Source organism: Halomonas sp. CSM-2 (assembly GCF_002119345.1).
Lineage (GTDB): Bacteria > Pseudomonadota > Gammaproteobacteria > Pseudomonadales > Halomonadaceae > Vreelandella > Vreelandella janggokensis.
Map to the genome: position 1 here is coordinate 1 of NZ_NBYR01000034.1, position 15,497 is coordinate 15,497.

Annotated in this window: 11 protein-coding genes; 6 read left to right on the forward strand and 5 right to left on the reverse strand. The window is 50.5% G+C overall.

The window, feature by feature from the left end; genetic code table 11:
• Nucleotides 1-328: 328 nt before the first annotated feature.
• Nucleotides 329-553 (reverse strand): helix-turn-helix domain-containing protein, encoded by a 225-nt coding sequence (locus B7L15_RS18665; protein WP_085920402.1) that lies wholly within the window; start codon nucleotides 551-553, stop codon nucleotides 329-331.
• Between the two features lie 151 nt (nucleotides 554-704).
• Here B7L15_RS18665 and B7L15_RS18670 point away from each other — a divergent pair, with 151 nt between their 5' ends.
• From B7L15_RS18670 to B7L15_RS18685, 4 genes are all read left to right on the forward strand, one after another.
• Nucleotides 705-944 carry a hypothetical protein gene (locus B7L15_RS18670; RefSeq protein ID WP_085920403.1) on the forward strand — a complete coding sequence of 80 codons (240 nt, stop codon included), beginning with the start codon at nucleotides 705-707 and terminating at the stop codon, nucleotides 942-944.
• Nucleotides 937-2,175, forward strand: a complete 1,239-nt coding sequence (locus B7L15_RS18675) for a site-specific integrase (protein WP_085920404.1) — start codon at nucleotides 937-939, stop codon at nucleotides 2,173-2,175. Before B7L15_RS18670 ends, B7L15_RS18675 begins: the two co-directional genes overlap by 8 nt.
• Nucleotides 2,162-3,115 carry a TraI domain-containing protein gene (locus tag B7L15_RS18680; RefSeq protein WP_085920405.1) on the forward strand — a complete coding sequence of 318 codons (954 nt, stop codon included), beginning with the start codon at nucleotides 2,162-2,164 and terminating at the stop codon, nucleotides 3,113-3,115. The genes B7L15_RS18675 and B7L15_RS18680 overlap by 14 nt, the downstream gene beginning before the upstream one ends.
• Before the next feature lie 298 nt (nucleotides 3,116-3,413).
• The gene (locus B7L15_RS18685) at nucleotides 3,414-6,881 is read left to right on the forward strand and encodes a class I SAM-dependent DNA methyltransferase (RefSeq protein ID WP_085920406.1); all 3,468 of its coding nucleotides are present in this window, start codon (nucleotides 3,414-3,416) and stop codon (nucleotides 6,879-6,881) included.
• Nucleotides 6,882-7,029: 148 nt separating this feature from the next.
• Here B7L15_RS18685 and B7L15_RS20050 read toward each other — a convergent pair whose 3' ends face one another.
• Nucleotides 7,030-7,224: an antitoxin Xre/MbcA/ParS toxin-binding domain-containing protein gene (locus B7L15_RS20050; protein ID WP_085920407.1), complete on the reverse strand. Its 195-nt coding sequence runs from the start codon at nucleotides 7,222-7,224 to the stop codon at nucleotides 7,030-7,032.
• A gap of 870 nt (nucleotides 7,225-8,094) precedes the next feature.
• Between B7L15_RS20050 and B7L15_RS18695 the strand changes: the two genes are divergently transcribed.
• Nucleotides 8,095-9,438, forward strand: coding sequence for a hypothetical protein (locus B7L15_RS18695; RefSeq protein WP_217808078.1), 1,344 nt, complete (start codon nucleotides 8,095-8,097; stop codon nucleotides 9,436-9,438).
• Between the two features lie 1,061 nt (nucleotides 9,439-10,499).
• Here the strand turns inward: B7L15_RS18695 and B7L15_RS18700 are convergent.
• The 3 genes from B7L15_RS18700 to B7L15_RS18710 form a co-directional block, all read right to left on the reverse strand.
• Nucleotides 10,500-10,994 (reverse strand): histone-like nucleoid-structuring protein, MvaT/MvaU family, encoded by a 495-nt coding sequence (locus B7L15_RS18700; protein WP_369596877.1) that lies wholly within the window; start codon nucleotides 10,992-10,994, stop codon nucleotides 10,500-10,502.
• A 323-nt stretch (nucleotides 10,995-11,317) separates the two neighbouring features.
• Nucleotides 11,318-12,583, reverse strand: coding sequence for a sensor domain-containing diguanylate cyclase (locus B7L15_RS18705; protein ID WP_085920408.1), 1,266 nt, complete (start codon nucleotides 12,581-12,583; stop codon nucleotides 11,318-11,320).
• A gap of 374 nt (nucleotides 12,584-12,957) precedes the next feature.
• On the reverse strand, nucleotides 12,958-14,691 hold the full coding sequence (locus tag B7L15_RS18710; protein ID WP_085920409.1) for a PilZ domain-containing protein: 1,734 nt from the start codon (nucleotides 14,689-14,691) through the stop codon (nucleotides 12,958-12,960).
• A 488-nt stretch (nucleotides 14,692-15,179) separates the two neighbouring features.
• On the opposite strand from B7L15_RS18710, the gene B7L15_RS18715 reads away from it, so the two are divergent.
• Complete coding sequence (locus B7L15_RS18715) at nucleotides 15,180-15,386, forward strand: ATPase domain-containing protein (protein ID WP_217808080.1); 207 nt, start codon at nucleotides 15,180-15,182, stop codon at nucleotides 15,384-15,386.
• The last annotated feature ends 111 nt before the right edge of the window (nucleotides 15,387-15,497 follow it).

Here is a 15,497-nt window from a genome sequence, read left to right on the forward strand (position 1 = left end):
TTGCAGCACGAAGCCCACCAACGGCTATAGGGCAAACGTTTTAAAACGCCTATTGACGAAACGTAAAAAAAGCGTAGAATACGCCACACGTTGATGCGGGGTGGAGCAGTCTGGTAGCTCGTCGGSCTCATAACCGTCATCGGTTCAAATCCGGTCCCCGCTACCAATATTTCGAGAGGCAGATCAGTTACTTACTGGTCTGCTTTTTTTGTGTTTATTCGTTGGCTAGCGCCCTGTGACACATCTGTGACGTATATGTGCCACATTCACACCTTCCCTTTCTTTAACGATCACTTCCAACGACCTTCAGGCGACTTACTCGCTGCCCTCAGTCATTTTCATTTTTTGTACGCTCTTCTTGGTACTCCAACAGATCCCCCACTTCACATTTGAATAGGTTGCATAGTTTATCCAATGCATCCAAGTCGATCCGCTGGGCAGTTTCTTTATAGAGCAGCGTAATTGTGTTGCGGTTGAGACCTGTCTCACGCGCTACATCAACGATCTTCATCTTATGCTCGCCCATCAAGCGCGCCAGGTGACAACGAACCATCAAAACCTCCTGCGAAATCTTTTTGTCATTCTAAATGGCAAAAAACACTTGCAAATGGTTTTTTGCTGTCTAAAATGTCATTTAGGATGGCATTCTGATAGCTGGAATGCCTTTTAGCCACGCAGAATATCACCCCTTTTAGAGGTTTTCGATGGAATCATCTTATACCTACCTCACGACCGAAGAGCTTGCACAGCGCATCAAGTACGACTGCCGTACTATCCGCCAGCAGCTCAAAGATAGCGTCCTTATCGAGGGCACTCACTACATCAAACCTTTTGGCCGGCGGAAAATTTTATTCCTCTGGGAAGCCGTCGAAAAAGAAATGCTAAAAGCTGCCCAAGGCAATATCTCCATCCCCATGGCAAGTGGAGGTTATAGCCATGGGTAAGGTTCGCCAACGTAAAGAGACGGGTAAGCTCTATCTGGATTTTTACTATCAAGGCCTACGTTTACGTGAGCAAACGGCACTGAAAGACACGCCTGCTAACAGGAAAAAGGTGGAGCAATTGCTTGCAAAGGTAGAAGCAAAGATCTTGCTAGATGACCTCGACTACGCTGAGTTTTTTCCTGGCAGCACGAACTTACAAAAACTGGGTGCAAATGAATCGACGAAAAGCCAAAACCCTCAAGCTCCCAACATCAAGGGCACACATACCCCAGTGGAAACACCACTCTTCAACGATTTTTCCGGCCAATGGTTCGAAGAGAGCAAAATCCAGTGGCGTGCCTCTCACGTGCGAAATGTAAGTTCGATCCTGGATAGCTCACTGAAGCCAGCGTTTGGAAAAAAGCCGATTGGCGACATTACCAAGACGGACATCATGGCGTTCCGCGCCAAGTTAGCTAAACGTAAGGGGCGCGGCAGCACAGGTTTGGTGTCGTCCAAGACAATCAACAGTCACATGACGATTCTGCGCATGGTGCTAGATGAAGCAGCCGAGCGATTCGATTTCGAGTCACCATACAAAAATATCAAGCCGTTAAAGCTGCAAAAGACCCATATCGAGCCATTTTCGCTACACGAAGTACAACGCATCATCAATAACGTCCGCGCGGACTATCGCAACTACTACACGGTGCGCTTTTTTACTGGTATGCGAACCGGCGAAGTCGATGGGTTGAAGTGGAAACATGTTGATTTTGCCAAACGCGAGATCTTAGTACGCGAAACACTGATAAATGGCGAGACGGAATACACCAAGACCGATGGATCTCAGCGGGAAATCCCCATGTTTGGACAGGTGTATGACGCGCTTAAAACGCAATACGCCGCGACGGGGCATTTAAGCAAATACGTGTTCTGTAATCAGTCAGGCCAGCCCCTTGATCACAATAACGTGACCAAACGCGTGTGGTATCCCTTACTGAAGTCTCTCGGGCTAACCAAGCGGCGTCCTTACCAAACACGCCATACCGCCGCGACGCTGTTTCTGGCGTCGGGTGAAAACCCTGAATGGGTGGCCCGCATGCTGGGCCATAGCTCAACCGAGATGCTATTCAAGGTTTATTCCCGATACGTTCCCAATGCGACACGTATGGATGGCTCAGCCTTTGAGCGTTTACTTGGCAATACCACGCCCACCAAGTCCCAGAAGGAGCATCGTAATGAAACGGCTTGATAATGCACCAGCCCACCTGTCACGCACCTTCAAAGGCACTTATCGGCTTACAGGGCGTGTGGTCGAGTTTGATAATGCGAAAACGCCCTTCTTAAAGTTGCGATTGAGCGATTGCATGGGGGATCAGATAGCGATGCTCAATCTGGATAAAACTCAGGTGCCTGAGCGCATTGGCCACCTGGACTATGTCACCGCCTCCGGGGTTAAGTGCTTGCCCAATCAGTTCGTACTTGACGGGTTTCGCAAGGCGACACGGGAAGAAGTGGCCGCGCTGGATACACTGCAATCATTGCCGCGGGTGTATTGCCCAGTACCGGAGGTATTTGACCAGCTTGTCGCGACCGTGCAATCGCTTCAGTCGGCACATATGCGTAAGTTTTTGATGCTCGCACTGGAGCGCAAGGATCGTCTCGAAGCCTTTTTAAACGCGCCAGCCAGCGTAAATTACCACCATGCATATCCAGGAGGACTGCTGGCGCATTCACTGGATGTCGCCAACAACGCGGTGGCTATGCTGCGCCTAAACGAGCCCAACATGCCGCGTCTGATGCAGGAAACATGTTTTGTCGCAGGGTTGTTACACGATATTGGGAAGACCTATACCTACGATTCAAAAGGCAAACCAAATGCGGCTTGGAAACTATGTAGCCATGATACGTTTACTCTGGAAGCATGTGCCTATGGGCTTGCGTATTTAGACAAGCACGAGCCGGACATTGCGATGACGCTTCGTCATATTTGGACATGTGCATCGCCTGGGGCGCGCTACGGCCAACCAGCCGCGATGACGATAGCTCGTTATATTCGTGATGCTGACGGGCAAAGCGCTATGGCCGATAATCAACAGCGAGCATTTCGCACTAAATCTAGCTGGGGATTCAGCCGCCTGGGCCAGAACCTTTTTTGGCGTCCTGAAATACCGGCTCTACAGTCACTGTAGGCCACATATGCTCATAGTCTGACACCGCCAACTTCTTAGCTTGGCGGTTTTTTCACTACGCCAACCAAATACACAATCATCTCGACGCTAGCATTCTTACCTTTGCTGTAAGATACCAATTGTGGCAATGGCTTTCTAAGCTAAGGTTCTTCTATTAATGCAGGACTGCCGAGCTAATTCATTTTCATCCCTAGGATGTACGTCGCATAGTACAGCTCTCTTTATCACTCTGCTAAGCATGCTACTATCTAACCCGCTTAACTAGATTAGATGACCACGCCTGAAAGGATGCTTACTGATGTTCGATTCGTCCGTTGCGGTTGCCACGCCTGATGCCGTCGATCAGTTTATTGAGCGCTGGCAACACACCACCGGCACCGAAAAGGCCAATTATCAGCTATTCCTTTCAGAGCTATGTGCGCTGCTTGAGTTGCCAACGCCCGACCCCGCCAGCAAAGATAATAGTGAAAATGCCTATACCTTCGAACGCCGGGTGGATATTCAAAACCCCGATGGCAGCGAAAATCGCGGCTTTATCGACCTTTATAAGCGCGGCGCGTTTGTACTGGAAGCCAAGCAAACCGGCAAAGGGCTAGAAACCAAAGGCTGGGATAAAGCCATGCAGGCGGCCTATAACCAAGCCGACCAATATGTACGCGCCCTGCCCTCAAAAGAAGGCCGTCCAGCATTTATTTTGGTCACGGATGTTGGTCGCACGCTTGCACTCTACTCTGAGTTTTCGCGCTCCGGCGGCACTTATGTCCCCTTTCCGGACCCGCGTAATTACCGCATTAAGCTGGAAGACTTGCGCCAGCCAAATATTCAGCAACGCCTTAAAGCGCTATGGGAAGCACCAGACACCCTTGACCCGAGCCAATATGCTGCTCGCGTCACTCGTGAGGTCAGCGCCAAGCTTGCAACCTTAGCGAAAACGCTAGAAACCGATGGCTATGAAGTCGACCGCGTGGCGCACTTTTTGAAGCGCTGCCTGTTCACCATGTTCAGTGAAGACGTTGAGCTGCTGCCCAAAAACAGCTTTACCGACTTCCTCACCCGCATGAAAGAGACACCCGAACACTTTGCCGACGCCATTAGCTCGTTATGGGAAAGTATGAACAACGGCGGCTTTAGCGGCGTACTGACGGCCAAGGTGATGCGTTTTAACGGCGGCCTGTTTAAAAACATCGCCCCCATTCCGCTCACAACTGAGCAAATCCAACTGCTGATTGATGCCGCCAAAGCCGACTGGCGCTTTGTGGAACCGGCCATTTTCGGCACGCTGCTGGAGCGTGCCCTGGACCCCCGCGAACGTCACAAGCTGGGTGCCCACTACACGCCCCGCGCCTATGTCGAGCGTCTGGTGATGCCCACGCTGATTGAACCGCTACGCCGGGAGTGGGCCACCGCCCAGGTCGTCGCAGAAACCCACAACCAGAAATGCAAAACCGATAAAGCGCTAGAGAGCCTGCGCGCCTTTCACCACAAGCTCTGCCAAGTACGCGTGCTTGACCCCGCCTGCGGCAGCGCCAATTTCCTGTATGTGGCGCTGGAGCACATGAAGCGCCTGGAAGGCGAGGTATTGAACCTGATTGCCGACCTCAGCGGAGGGCAAGACTCATTAGAAGCCGAAGGTTTTACCGTCTCGCCCCAACAGTTCCTCGGCATGGAAATTAACCCCCGCGCCGCCGCCATTGCCGAAATTGTGCTGTGGATCGGTTACCTGCAGTGGCACTACCGTATTCACGGCAGCCTCGATTTGCCCGAACCGATTCTGAAAGACTTCCACAATATCGAGGAGCGCGATGCGCTGATTGAATTTGACAGCCGCGAACCGCTGCTGGATGACAACGGACAGGAAGTCACCATCTGGGATGGCATCAGCATGAAGAAAAGCCCCGCCACCGGCGAGCTGATCCCCGATGAAACCGCCCGCACCAAGGTATACCGCTACCACAATCCCAGGCGCGCCGAGTGGCCAGAAGCAGATTACATAGTCGGCAACCCACCGTTTATTGGCGCCTCTACAATGCGCCGCGCACTCGGCGATGGCTATGTGGATGCCGTGCGCCAAGTATTTAAAGGAACGGTGCCGGAATCCGCCGATTTTGTGATGTACTGGTGGCATATCGCCGCTGACGTGGCACGCAACAGCCACGCAAAGCAGTTTGGTTTTATTACCACCAACAGCCTGCGCCAAACCTTCAACCGCCGCGTGCTGGAACCGCACCTAAGCGATGCCAAAAAGCCTCTCTCGCTGACGTTTGCAATTCCCGACCACCCCTGGGTAGACGGCAACGACGGTGCCGCAGTGCGCATCGCCATGACCGTGGGCCGCGCAGGCGAGGTGCCAGGGCTGCTACAGCAAGTGGCCAATGAAAGCAGCGATGAAGGCCGCGAAGCCCGTAATGTGTCGCTAAGCCGCCGCGAGGGCAAGGTGTTTGCGGATTTAAGTATTGGGGCAGACGTGGCTGGGGCACAACCTTTACAGGCAAACTCAACAATTGCTTCAAGAGGCGTACAGTTAATTGGCTCAGGGTTCATCGTAACACCGGAAGAAGCCAATCTACTTGGACTTAAAAACGACGTTACACTTAAGCAGATAATTCGCAATTATCGTAACGGTCGCGACCTTACCCAAACCCCACGCGGCGTCAAAGTAATAGACCTCTTCGGTCTAAACGCCGACGAAGTAAAGTTGCAGTTTCCCTCTGTTTACCAATGGGTATTCGAACGCGTTAAGCCTGAGCGAGACCAGAACAAGCGCGCCACCTACCGTGATAAGTGGTGGATTTTCGGGGAAGCCAGAAAAGATTGGCGTCGATATGCTAATGGCCTTCCCCGCTATATCGCCACGGTAGAAACGACGAAGCATCGTCTGTTTACATTCTTAGATGCCGACATTTTGCCAGACAATATGTTGGTGAATATTGCTGTTGATAACCCTGCTTGGTTAGGGGCTTTATCAAGCCGAGTGCATATTCACTGGGCATTATCGATTGGTGGCACACTGGAAGATAGGCCGCGTTACAACAAAACCCGTTGCTTCGAGACCTTTCCTTTACCTAACCTCACCGACGAACAGTCGGCACAGATCGGCCAGCTTGCGGAGCAGATCGACGCCCACCGCAAGCGCCAGCAGGCCGAGCACCCAACGCTGACGCTCACCGGGATGTACAACGTGATGGAAAAGCTCCGCGCAGGTGAAGAACTCAATGCCAAAGAGCAAACCATCAACCAGCACGGCTTGGTCAGCACGCTAATGGCCGACCATGACGCCCTCGACCGCGCGGTATTCAAAGCCTACGGCTGGGATGACTTAGCAAAAGCGCTGGTGGGCCTACCCGGTGCCACCACGCCCCTGCCGGATAAACCCGCCGTCCAAGCAGAGGCCGAGGAAGCGCTGCTAATGCGCCTAGTGGCGCTAAACAAGCAGCGCGTCGCTGAAGAAGCGCAAGGCAAAGTGCGCTGGCTACGCCCCGATTACCAAGCCCCGGAAGAAGCCGCCCCCACCCAAACCGAGCTGCAAAGTACCACAGCTGAGACCAGCGCCCCAGCAGCAGACAAAACCAAAGCCACCTGGCCCAAAGACCTCGCCACCCAGGTCACGGTGCTTCGCGACATGCTTGCCCAAAGCCCTCACAGCGCGGAAAGTCTGGCCGCCCAGTTCAAACGCAAACCGGTGAAAGGCGTTGGTGAGGTACTATCGGCGCTGGCCGCCCTCGGCCAGGCCCAGCAAGAAGACAAACACTGGCGGCTTGTGAGGTAGCACATTTGACCTAGCGCTTTTCAATTTTGCGATCGATAGCAAATTGTCAGACTGCAACCTATCCACTCTGCGATACAGATACTCGTTTCGCAGAGATTACTGCCAACTGACAGGTTTCTCGATGCGAGTGCTAATCATAAGCAAAAAATCACGCCACACCACCCCACTCTATCGCGCGCAGCACACGACAAACTTGTTTTGCTCCACTCTCTGTTCTGCAGAGTTTGATCGGAGCTCTTCCACCCAACGCTTCATTGGGACGAGACAGCCAATCATTTGCTGACTGCTTGTCTCCAAAGACCTTTACTGCCAGTTTACAAACTGCCAAGTTTTCTCGGATCATATGAAAACTCCATGCTCTTACCGGGTGGCCCAAAATGCTGCGGTTATTCTATGAATCCAGGGCCCAAAACGCTCAAATCCGAAGGCTGGCGAAGCTGATTCGTAAGGGCATCGCGTGTGCGTTCTCTCGCGTCATCCAGATCCATTCCACCTAAGCTTGCTAGAATATTCTCGTGCCTCATCATTGGATTTCTCCTAATGCTTATTGTGATTTACTAGATTATGGCAGCTTGGGCCGCTGGTTGAAGCAAACTTCACGCTGAGTTGCCATTGCTATTGTCCCGGCCAACTACTGTTGTCAGCAACGACTGTTTGCTGGCTTGGCATTAGTCTTGGCTTGAGTACTTAAAAAACGCGTTCAGTTTTGGGTGTTTGATGTTGGCAGGTTGGCGATGAGGGTGCCCATATGACACAAGATGAAGACTCGCAATGCCGATTGACCGTGGTGATAGCAACAGTCCTCAGAATCGCTTGAAGGAGGATGTCTGAATGGTCCGCTACACCGTCACAAGCCGCGTTGCAGCCCGAGCATCTTGACTGCGCGTCCAACATTTTGGGGATTTACCGGTCTTTAACGATACTGTTCCCTCAAAGGGAGCGGCACCAACGGTAGCTTCACCTTCCCATCGATAGAGAGCCATTTCATGGCACCTCCCCGAGGACGCTTATGCATCGCGATGGGTTAGCCGGATTGCGCTCGGTTCGGCACTATCTGGATGCCAAACGCCAAGGAGGTTTTGCGTGAATAAAGCGTCACCGATGCGTTAATTGCAAGAAGCTCTCGGAATGTAGTCACCTTCCAAGCTTACATTATCGCACTTTTTATTTTGGTGTATAATTTTACGCATATTTGGGTAAAGAGGCTTAATCCATGGTACCCAGTTCGTTCGTCTTCCATCGACCCATGCTTGCTGCATCAATTGTCGCTGGCCTCGCTGGCGAGAGCTTGCTGGACTACAGTAGTGGGCTGTTTCTTGCCTCACCACGCCATACAGGCAAAAGTACTTTCCTGCGCCAAGACCTGATGCCAGCTTGCGAGCAGCGAGGCTGGGAAGTGGTTTACGTCGACCTCTGGTCGAGCCCACATATTGATCCCGGTTTACTGATAGAAAGCACCATCATGGCGACGCTGGAGTCCTATGCGCCACGCATCAAGAAGCAGTTGAGCACTGAAACTGCAGGTACTGATGCCGTGCGTCTCTATCGGAAATTGACCTGGGATCTGTCACAGCAGAAGCTGCCCGACGGGGTTACGCTGGCAGAGGCTCTCCAGGCATTGAATGAAGCATCTGGGTGTCCGGTGATCCTATTTATCGACGAGGCGCAGCACGCACTGAATACCGTGAAGGGTATGAACACCCTGTTCGCGCTAAAAGCTGCCCGGGATGCGCTTAAGCTGGGCGTTAAGCAACCAGGACTACGCTTGGTCTTCACCGGTAGTAGCCGGGACAAGCTTGCGAAGCTCGTGATGAGCCGAGATCAACCCTTCTTTGGCAATACCGTCACTCCCTTCCCACTACTGGGGAGAGACTTTATCGAGGCGTTCACCCAGCACGTAAATGCAAAACTAGCGCCAGACAACACCTTCCAGATAGCCGACGTTGCACAGGCCTTCGAGCGCATGGGGCATCGACCGGAGCTACTTTGGGAGGTCGTTAGGCGAGTAGCCCTGGAGCTTGGGCAGGCGCCTGAATTGGGCAACCTATTGCAGCAAGAAGGCAAAGCGGTTCAAGCGGACGCCTTATCTATTTTCCAGTCTGAGTATGAACAACTGACAGAATTGCAGCAGGCGATTCTGTTCGTCCTATCTCAAGCAGCCGCCGAACAACGTCCCTTCACACCCTTCACGCAAACAACCTTGCAAGAAATCCAGGTGCGCGCTGGGCGTAAGACACGGCCAGCCCCCTCTTCCATTCAGCGTGGGCTGGAATCCTTGCGTGGAAAGGGGTTGGTGTGGCGCTCAGGCCGCGGGGTGTACGCCCTGGAAGATAGCGGTATGGGAGAATGGCTACTGTCTGACGATAGCGAGGTAGGGGTAGATGACCCTATGCAGTATTCTTATGTGGGTAATACTCTGGATCGCTTGGATCGCGATTTTTTGCAGCAGCCACACATCGTGCGCCCTATCACAGCCGACACATTGTCTGAAGCTCTGCGCCTAACAGACAATATGGAGGTAGACCTCGAGCAGCCGTTGAGAGGAGAAGACACCTAATTTTGTGATGGCTCGTCCATCAGGCTGTCTGGCAGATGGAATGATAGAAACTGTTCATGGGTTTGGTAACGCTGAAATAGCATTGAACTGGGTGCTTGAGCCGGACACCATAGTGGCGGTGAAATTCTCGGCGGAGCATTATCTTCCATCTGCGGAATGCCGACGTGGGCGATAGCAGCTATCACACCGCTATGAGCCGCTATTTCCAAACAGTGAGGTAGGTCATGAATAAATTTATGCTGGCATCCATGCTGATGAGCTTAGCGGTCGTATCAATGTGCATGATTTGGAGCCAACACCGCGAGAACAATGGCAAGCAGTCACTCGCTAACCTGGCCTTATCTTGGCTCTTGAAGCGCCTATCATGATGGCTAGCAAAACGCCTGTTAGTTAGCACAGACATCCCAAACATGATCAGAGCAGCGAAACTCTCAGCTGCCTAGCCAGCAACAGCCATGGCAGAAAGTCCCTACCCAGAGGGGCTATCTGCAATATTTAAAAATTTCACGCATTAAGACATTATTTAAAGCATAGCTCCCTTACAGATGCTTGGTAAAGTCGAAAGGGTACCAGCGCTGGCCCTCCTGACTCTACCTTGTGATCCAAAGGTCGGGTAGACCAAGCGATTACTCCCCAGTCCCCCACAGATCCGGACGTGCGCAACTAACGTATCCCGCTCCTCAATCAACAGAGTCGCTGAAGGACTCCAGATTGGTAGACAAGCCTCGCCCATGCCAGAATTAGCATCTTGCGCAGGGCATCTATCTGGCTCCAGATGTTGCGTGCCTTTTGGGAACGTCGTCCCAGCCATTTTATCCAGCAACGCTTACTCTATATCGAAATGCCTGCAATGCTTACATATTGCCGCGGATGCCGTAGTAGGCGTAGTGCCCTTGAACTTTCCGGCAAAGCTGGCGGTGCAGGTCTAGATAGACGAATGTCGATTGGCACGGCACCATAACGCAATACATTTGAGGCCACGCTGTAACCGGTCTTTCGCCGTCTTCCGTTTAATGACCCGATAACCTCGCCAGCTAGCTTCTACCCGCATCAATTTGAGTTTATGCCCGCTCTTCCACAACCCAGTTGGCAACCTCTTCATTGCCAAATTCAGATTTCCACTCCTGAATAACCTTGTGGTTTCCACCACGGGTTTCGACCACTTCGCCTGTGTGCGGATTTTTGTATATCTTTAATGCGCGCTTTTTACGACCACTAGTGTTTACGCCTTTGTCGGGTTTTTTCTGGTATGAAGGGTCCAAAATCTCACACACATCGCGGCCAACTTTTCCGTACTCAGCCATAAGCGCGTGCAATTGTTCCTTGAACTCCAGCTCTTTCTTGAGCTCACTATTGCTTTCAAGTTGCTGAAGCTCTTCTTGCAGCTTCTTTAACATCTGTTCTTTCTTGATGTAATCGTTTAACACTGATGCCATCTGTATCACTCCAAGTATTTTCAGCCTTGGCTGATTATCCGTATAGGAAGATTCCTTATCAACCCTAACCCGCCAATTCGCTAATTTTTTCTTATGTTCCAAAGCCAAATAGCCTATCAAAAACCCTTCCTGATAGATATTTTTATAATTCTGGTTACCTCATTCAGAATACAAACAGTAGCGATTTTCTTCTTCCCCACGTCAGGTAATATCTGCTTACACCGATTGGGTCCATGGAAATGAATTTTTAAATAAACAGTATAACCGATATATAGCACCACCATTTTTCGTATGCAGATGAGTCTCGCCTTGAAACACACTGCTTCAATAGCGCAGCAGAGGATGTTGCAGCGTGGGTACCTTTTGATCCATACCCTCTCTTCATTCACATTTGTTAGCTAGAAGAGCGATTCAACGAAATTCGCTTTTTCGAGGAGGTATGCTCACCAAGCAATCATATTTCGTCCACTTGCCTTGGCCTCATATAGCAGTCGATCAGATCGCTTTAGCAAGTCTTCGGCTGAAGCAATGTCATCGGTCACTTCCAGAACACCGCCACTAACTGCGACAACAAAGGGGGTATCGTCTTCATTCAGAAATTCGGCCTGATTGATCACTCGTCGACAATTTTCTGCAACCTGGACAGCCTTTTCCTCTGGGGTATTGGGTAAGAGGACCAGGAACTCCTCGCCCCCCATACGACCTGCAATGTCGGAACCTCGAAGACAGTTTTTTATTAGCTCGCCAAGTTTAGATAACACTCGGTCACCTACTAGATGGCCGTATAAATCATTGATTCTTTTAAAATGATCAATATCAAGGCTAATCAGCGAAAAAGGCTTCTGGTATCTTCGATAAAGCTTTATGCAGTCGTTGAGTGAACGTGTCAGATGGCGCCGATTATATAGCCCGGTCAACTCATCTGTTACAGACAGAAAGGCCAGCGTGTTTTCTAATTGTTTCTGGTCGTCAATATTTGTCAGCATACCGTGCCAGACAAGTTTGCCGAAAGGGTCTCGAATGGGTCGCGCAACCGCCTGGAACCACTCTTCGGAGCCATCTATTATTATTCGGAATTGACAGGACGTTTCTGACTTTGATTTATAACAGCTTTTTAAAGCAGCTTTGATCTCAGCAAAGTCAGGTGGATAAATAATATCTACCAAAACTGAGGCGTCTGCCTCAATGACTCTACAATCTAGACCAAAATAGGCGTGCGAACGCTCGCTAACATAGTTGAAACGAAGCGCCAAAGGCGAATCCATTTCAAACGAGAAAAGTATCCCAGGTACAGAGGCTGCAAGGTGGGTAAAACGCTGCTGGTATTCCTGTTCGACGGAAACGTCGATGTGGGTGCCCATCATCCAATCGGTGGGGGTACCGTCGGGCTCTTTCACCAGCTTTCCTCGGTCCTGAATCCAGCACCAACTGCCGTCTTTGCGGCGAACTCGGCATAAGCATTCATAAAAAGGGGCTTTATTATCCAAGTGCTGGCTGATCAGCGCGTAGGATTGCTTTAAATCGTCGGGATGACATAGACGGTTCCAGGTTTCGATGGAAAGCGGCTTGATCTCTTCCAGTGTGAAACCGAGCATAGCCGCCCAACGTTCATTGAATATCACCTCCCCGGTTTTGACATTCCATTCCCAGGTGCCTGCTCTTGTGCCATCTATAATGGCCTGCAAACGTAATTCGTGAGAGAGGTTCATGGTGAATTCCCCTTTCGAACCGATGAAGTCCAACCAACCTCTGACGAAGAATAGCTGTCCAAAACAGAGCAGAACTGTGAAAGCATAGGCCTTTTTGTGCCCCCGTCCGTGGTCAATCAAAAACAAGTTGCCTAATCATACCCTATGTTTTTTGTTATCCGACAGGCGGATAGATAGACTCCTTAGAGACACATGCCACCAAACGCACTATCAGGCACTCATGAAAAGCGACGGATTCTCGATTATGACCGCTTTGCATCTCAGCACGACAAAGCTTCAGCGTATGAAGTCAGATAGGCTGGTTTCCACCTGCATCAAAGGCTATTCAAATGAAGCGTCAGCGCTTCTGTGATTCGCTTTAACGCTTCTTTCGTCTAAATTTTTTGCACCTTGACCCCGTAATCCGATGGGTTAACGATACCTTCCAGCTTGCCGATCTGCGAGAGGTCATTTTGATTGATAACACTACTGATATTGGTGTCAGGGAAGCGTAGGTTTTTGACTACGTTAACTTGATTAGGCATACCCTTGCCGTTGATATCCATTACCCAGGCAAGAAATCCACCCGAGAATCTGGCCAGGCTACCAATTGGGTAGAGACCATACATTTGAATGTACTCCACTAGCACCGTTTTGTCGTAAACGTTGTCTGCCTCATGAACCTTGCGATAGGCGTCGAGTGGTGAGCGTGGCGGTTCACCGTTGCGCGCATGGAGAAGTTTGTTAATTGCCTTGATCACCGACACCAACCGGACTATCTCCGATAGCTGTTCACCACGTTTACTCGCTGGGTAACCTGAGCCATCCAGTCGTTCGTTGGCATTCTCGATGACATCTATGCAGGTGGGGCTTGGCTCCCAACCAAGTTCACTAAGTTTGTTATGCAACACGGTCACATGGCCGCCAAGAATCGCTTTTTGGGCAGGCGTCATGTTGACCTTGAGCGTCGGCAACTCTGCGCTGATCAACAAAGGCTTACCCATGGTATGTAGCAAAGCACCTAGTACCGCCTCCCGTGCCTGAGGGTCATGCGGATCGCGGGTCAGTAACGTGTCAGCCAGTTGCCCCGCGACCTGGACGGCATGCCGCACCCAGTCGGGCTCGTCACGTAAAAACGCCAGCGCATAGAGAAACGTCTTGCGATCCTGTTCCACAAGGTAGCGCAGGGTATCGACGCAGTCGTAAAAAATTTCGACCGGAAATAGTTGCCGCGTGTTCATGTACATTAACCCCACTTGCAACTGATGCGCTACGTCCATGACACCGCGTTCCATAGGCGACTGACGAGAGCGTTTATCATGTTCCTGAGCTTCTCTTTGTTGAATTTGCTTCTCCTTTTTACCTGGAATGAATAACGCTGAGTGGTAAAACATTTTGTCATTCGTTCCAGTACGGAAAGCGGCCTCTCGTTCTGACTCATTCACGTAGTGAAATAGGGCTTCAGTCTGAGCAGTCGACAGGTTGAGAAACTGAATACCGACAGCTGCATAGCCATGGTTACCGAAGGGGCGTATATGTCGAATGATGCCCTCGGCAAAAAAACTGTCGCCATTAGGAAACTCTAGCGTTACCCCAGGCACTTCCTTGTCTACGCCCATCGCGATGCTGTCCGCTAGATCAATGTCGACCATGCAACCGCCAATAGACAGGTTACGCAGCTGACCTGGCACATTGAGCTCATGTCGATAAATTTCGATGCCGACACGGGCATGCATACCCAAGATAAAAGGGATGCGAACGGCACCTCGGTTTTCCTTAACGAACATGGTTTCGGGCAGTTGGCACTCCAGGCGATACAACGCACTGTCAGTCTTGAGCAACTTAGCAGCCACATTACTGAGGCTGTAGGTATCGCGTTCATTACCATGAGGCCCTTTCAATGCCTCCAGGTCAAAACTCAGGCTGCCGCTAGCGACGTAACGCTCGATATCTGAACCAGTGTACTCAACCTCAAGCACCATGCGCCCGCTACCGAGATTCAAATCTATCACCTCCCCTTTCAAGGCGTAGGGCATGTCCTTGGAGTAGATAGAGAGCTGGTGAGTGTGTTGAAGCAGTGAACGAATCACGCTTGCCGATGGATTTTCGTATACGATTGAAGCCGCCATATGAAACACCTTTTCATGTTCTATTAATAATTATTTTTCCATATCAAGCACTGGTTTTCTCTATATGTAGTAAATGATATGCATTTTAATTAGCCTACAAAAAATCAAGACTGTAAAAGTTTTATAGAAATTACTACAAAACTTGTATTTTTAATACTCAGAAGGCTTAACTACTTATTTATATTATTAGAAGGCTATTTACCAGTAAAAATCACACGCTGAGGCTGGCTTTTTATAACGATCTTTCGATGATCGCACCCAGTCATAGAAACCGCCTTGCGTATCTGACGCACAGCTATTAACGTTTAGGTATATAAAGTTAACATAAGACTAAAGAATTGCTTTTCTGCACATAATGACCGTAATTCGTTACATCCCTTTAACACATGGCCACTTCAGGCTGTCCAACTAAAGTGTAGAGGTTAGCTTCATGCTAGCTTGTAACTGATTAGTATATAGACCGCACGATCGTAAGACAGGAGCCAAGCATGACCCACACCCACGACACACGCTTGTTGACTGGTGTCGCCGGACTCGACCAAATACTTCATGGGGGCTTGATACCGCACCGGACCTACCTGATTCGAGGCGGACCAGGGTCGGGTAAGACCACCCTTGGCATGCATTTCTTGGTGGCCGAATCTCCTTTTGAGAGTCTATTGGTGTCGCTAGCCCGGATTTCTCACAGGGTATAAAAGAAAGCGGCTGAAAGTGCTATGATTTCAAGAACCTAACCAATCCATCAAGCACCAACAGCCGCTTCCAAAATGGTACCTGAAAAACTGACCTTCTCGCCACTCTCACGC

Bases quoted from the DNA above. Each gene is read 5' to 3' on its own strand.
- B7L15_RS18695 (WP_217808078.1), top strand. From the start codon at position 8,095: ATGGTACCCAGTTCGTTCGTCTTCCATCGACCCATGCTTGCTGCATCA.
- B7L15_RS18680 (WP_085920405.1), top strand. From the start codon at position 2,162: ATGAAACGGCTTGATAATGCACCAGCCCACCTGTCACGCACCTTCAAA.
- B7L15_RS18665 (WP_085920402.1), bottom strand. From the start codon at position 553: ATGGTTCGTTGTCACCTGGCGCGCTTGATGGGCGAGCATAAGATGAAG.
- B7L15_RS18675 (WP_085920404.1), top strand. From the start codon at position 937: ATGGGTAAGGTTCGCCAACGTAAAGAGACGGGTAAGCTCTATCTGGAT.
- B7L15_RS20050 (WP_085920407.1), bottom strand. From the start codon at position 7,224: ATGATCCGAGAAAACTTGGCAGTTTGTAAACTGGCAGTAAAGGTCTTT.
- B7L15_RS18715 (WP_217808080.1), top strand. From the start codon at position 15,180: ATGACCCACACCCACGACACACGCTTGTTGACTGGTGTCGCCGGACTC.
- B7L15_RS18685 (WP_085920406.1), top strand. From the start codon at position 3,414: ATGTTCGATTCGTCCGTTGCGGTTGCCACGCCTGATGCCGTCGATCAG.
- B7L15_RS18710 (WP_085920409.1), bottom strand. From the start codon at position 14,691: ATGGCGGCTTCAATCGTATACGAAAATCCATCGGCAAGCGTGATTCGT.
- B7L15_RS18670 (WP_085920403.1), top strand. From the start codon at position 705: ATGGAATCATCTTATACCTACCTCACGACCGAAGAGCTTGCACAGCGC.
- B7L15_RS18705 (WP_085920408.1), bottom strand. From the start codon at position 12,583: ATGAACCTCTCTCACGAATTACGTTTGCAGGCCATTATAGATGGCACA.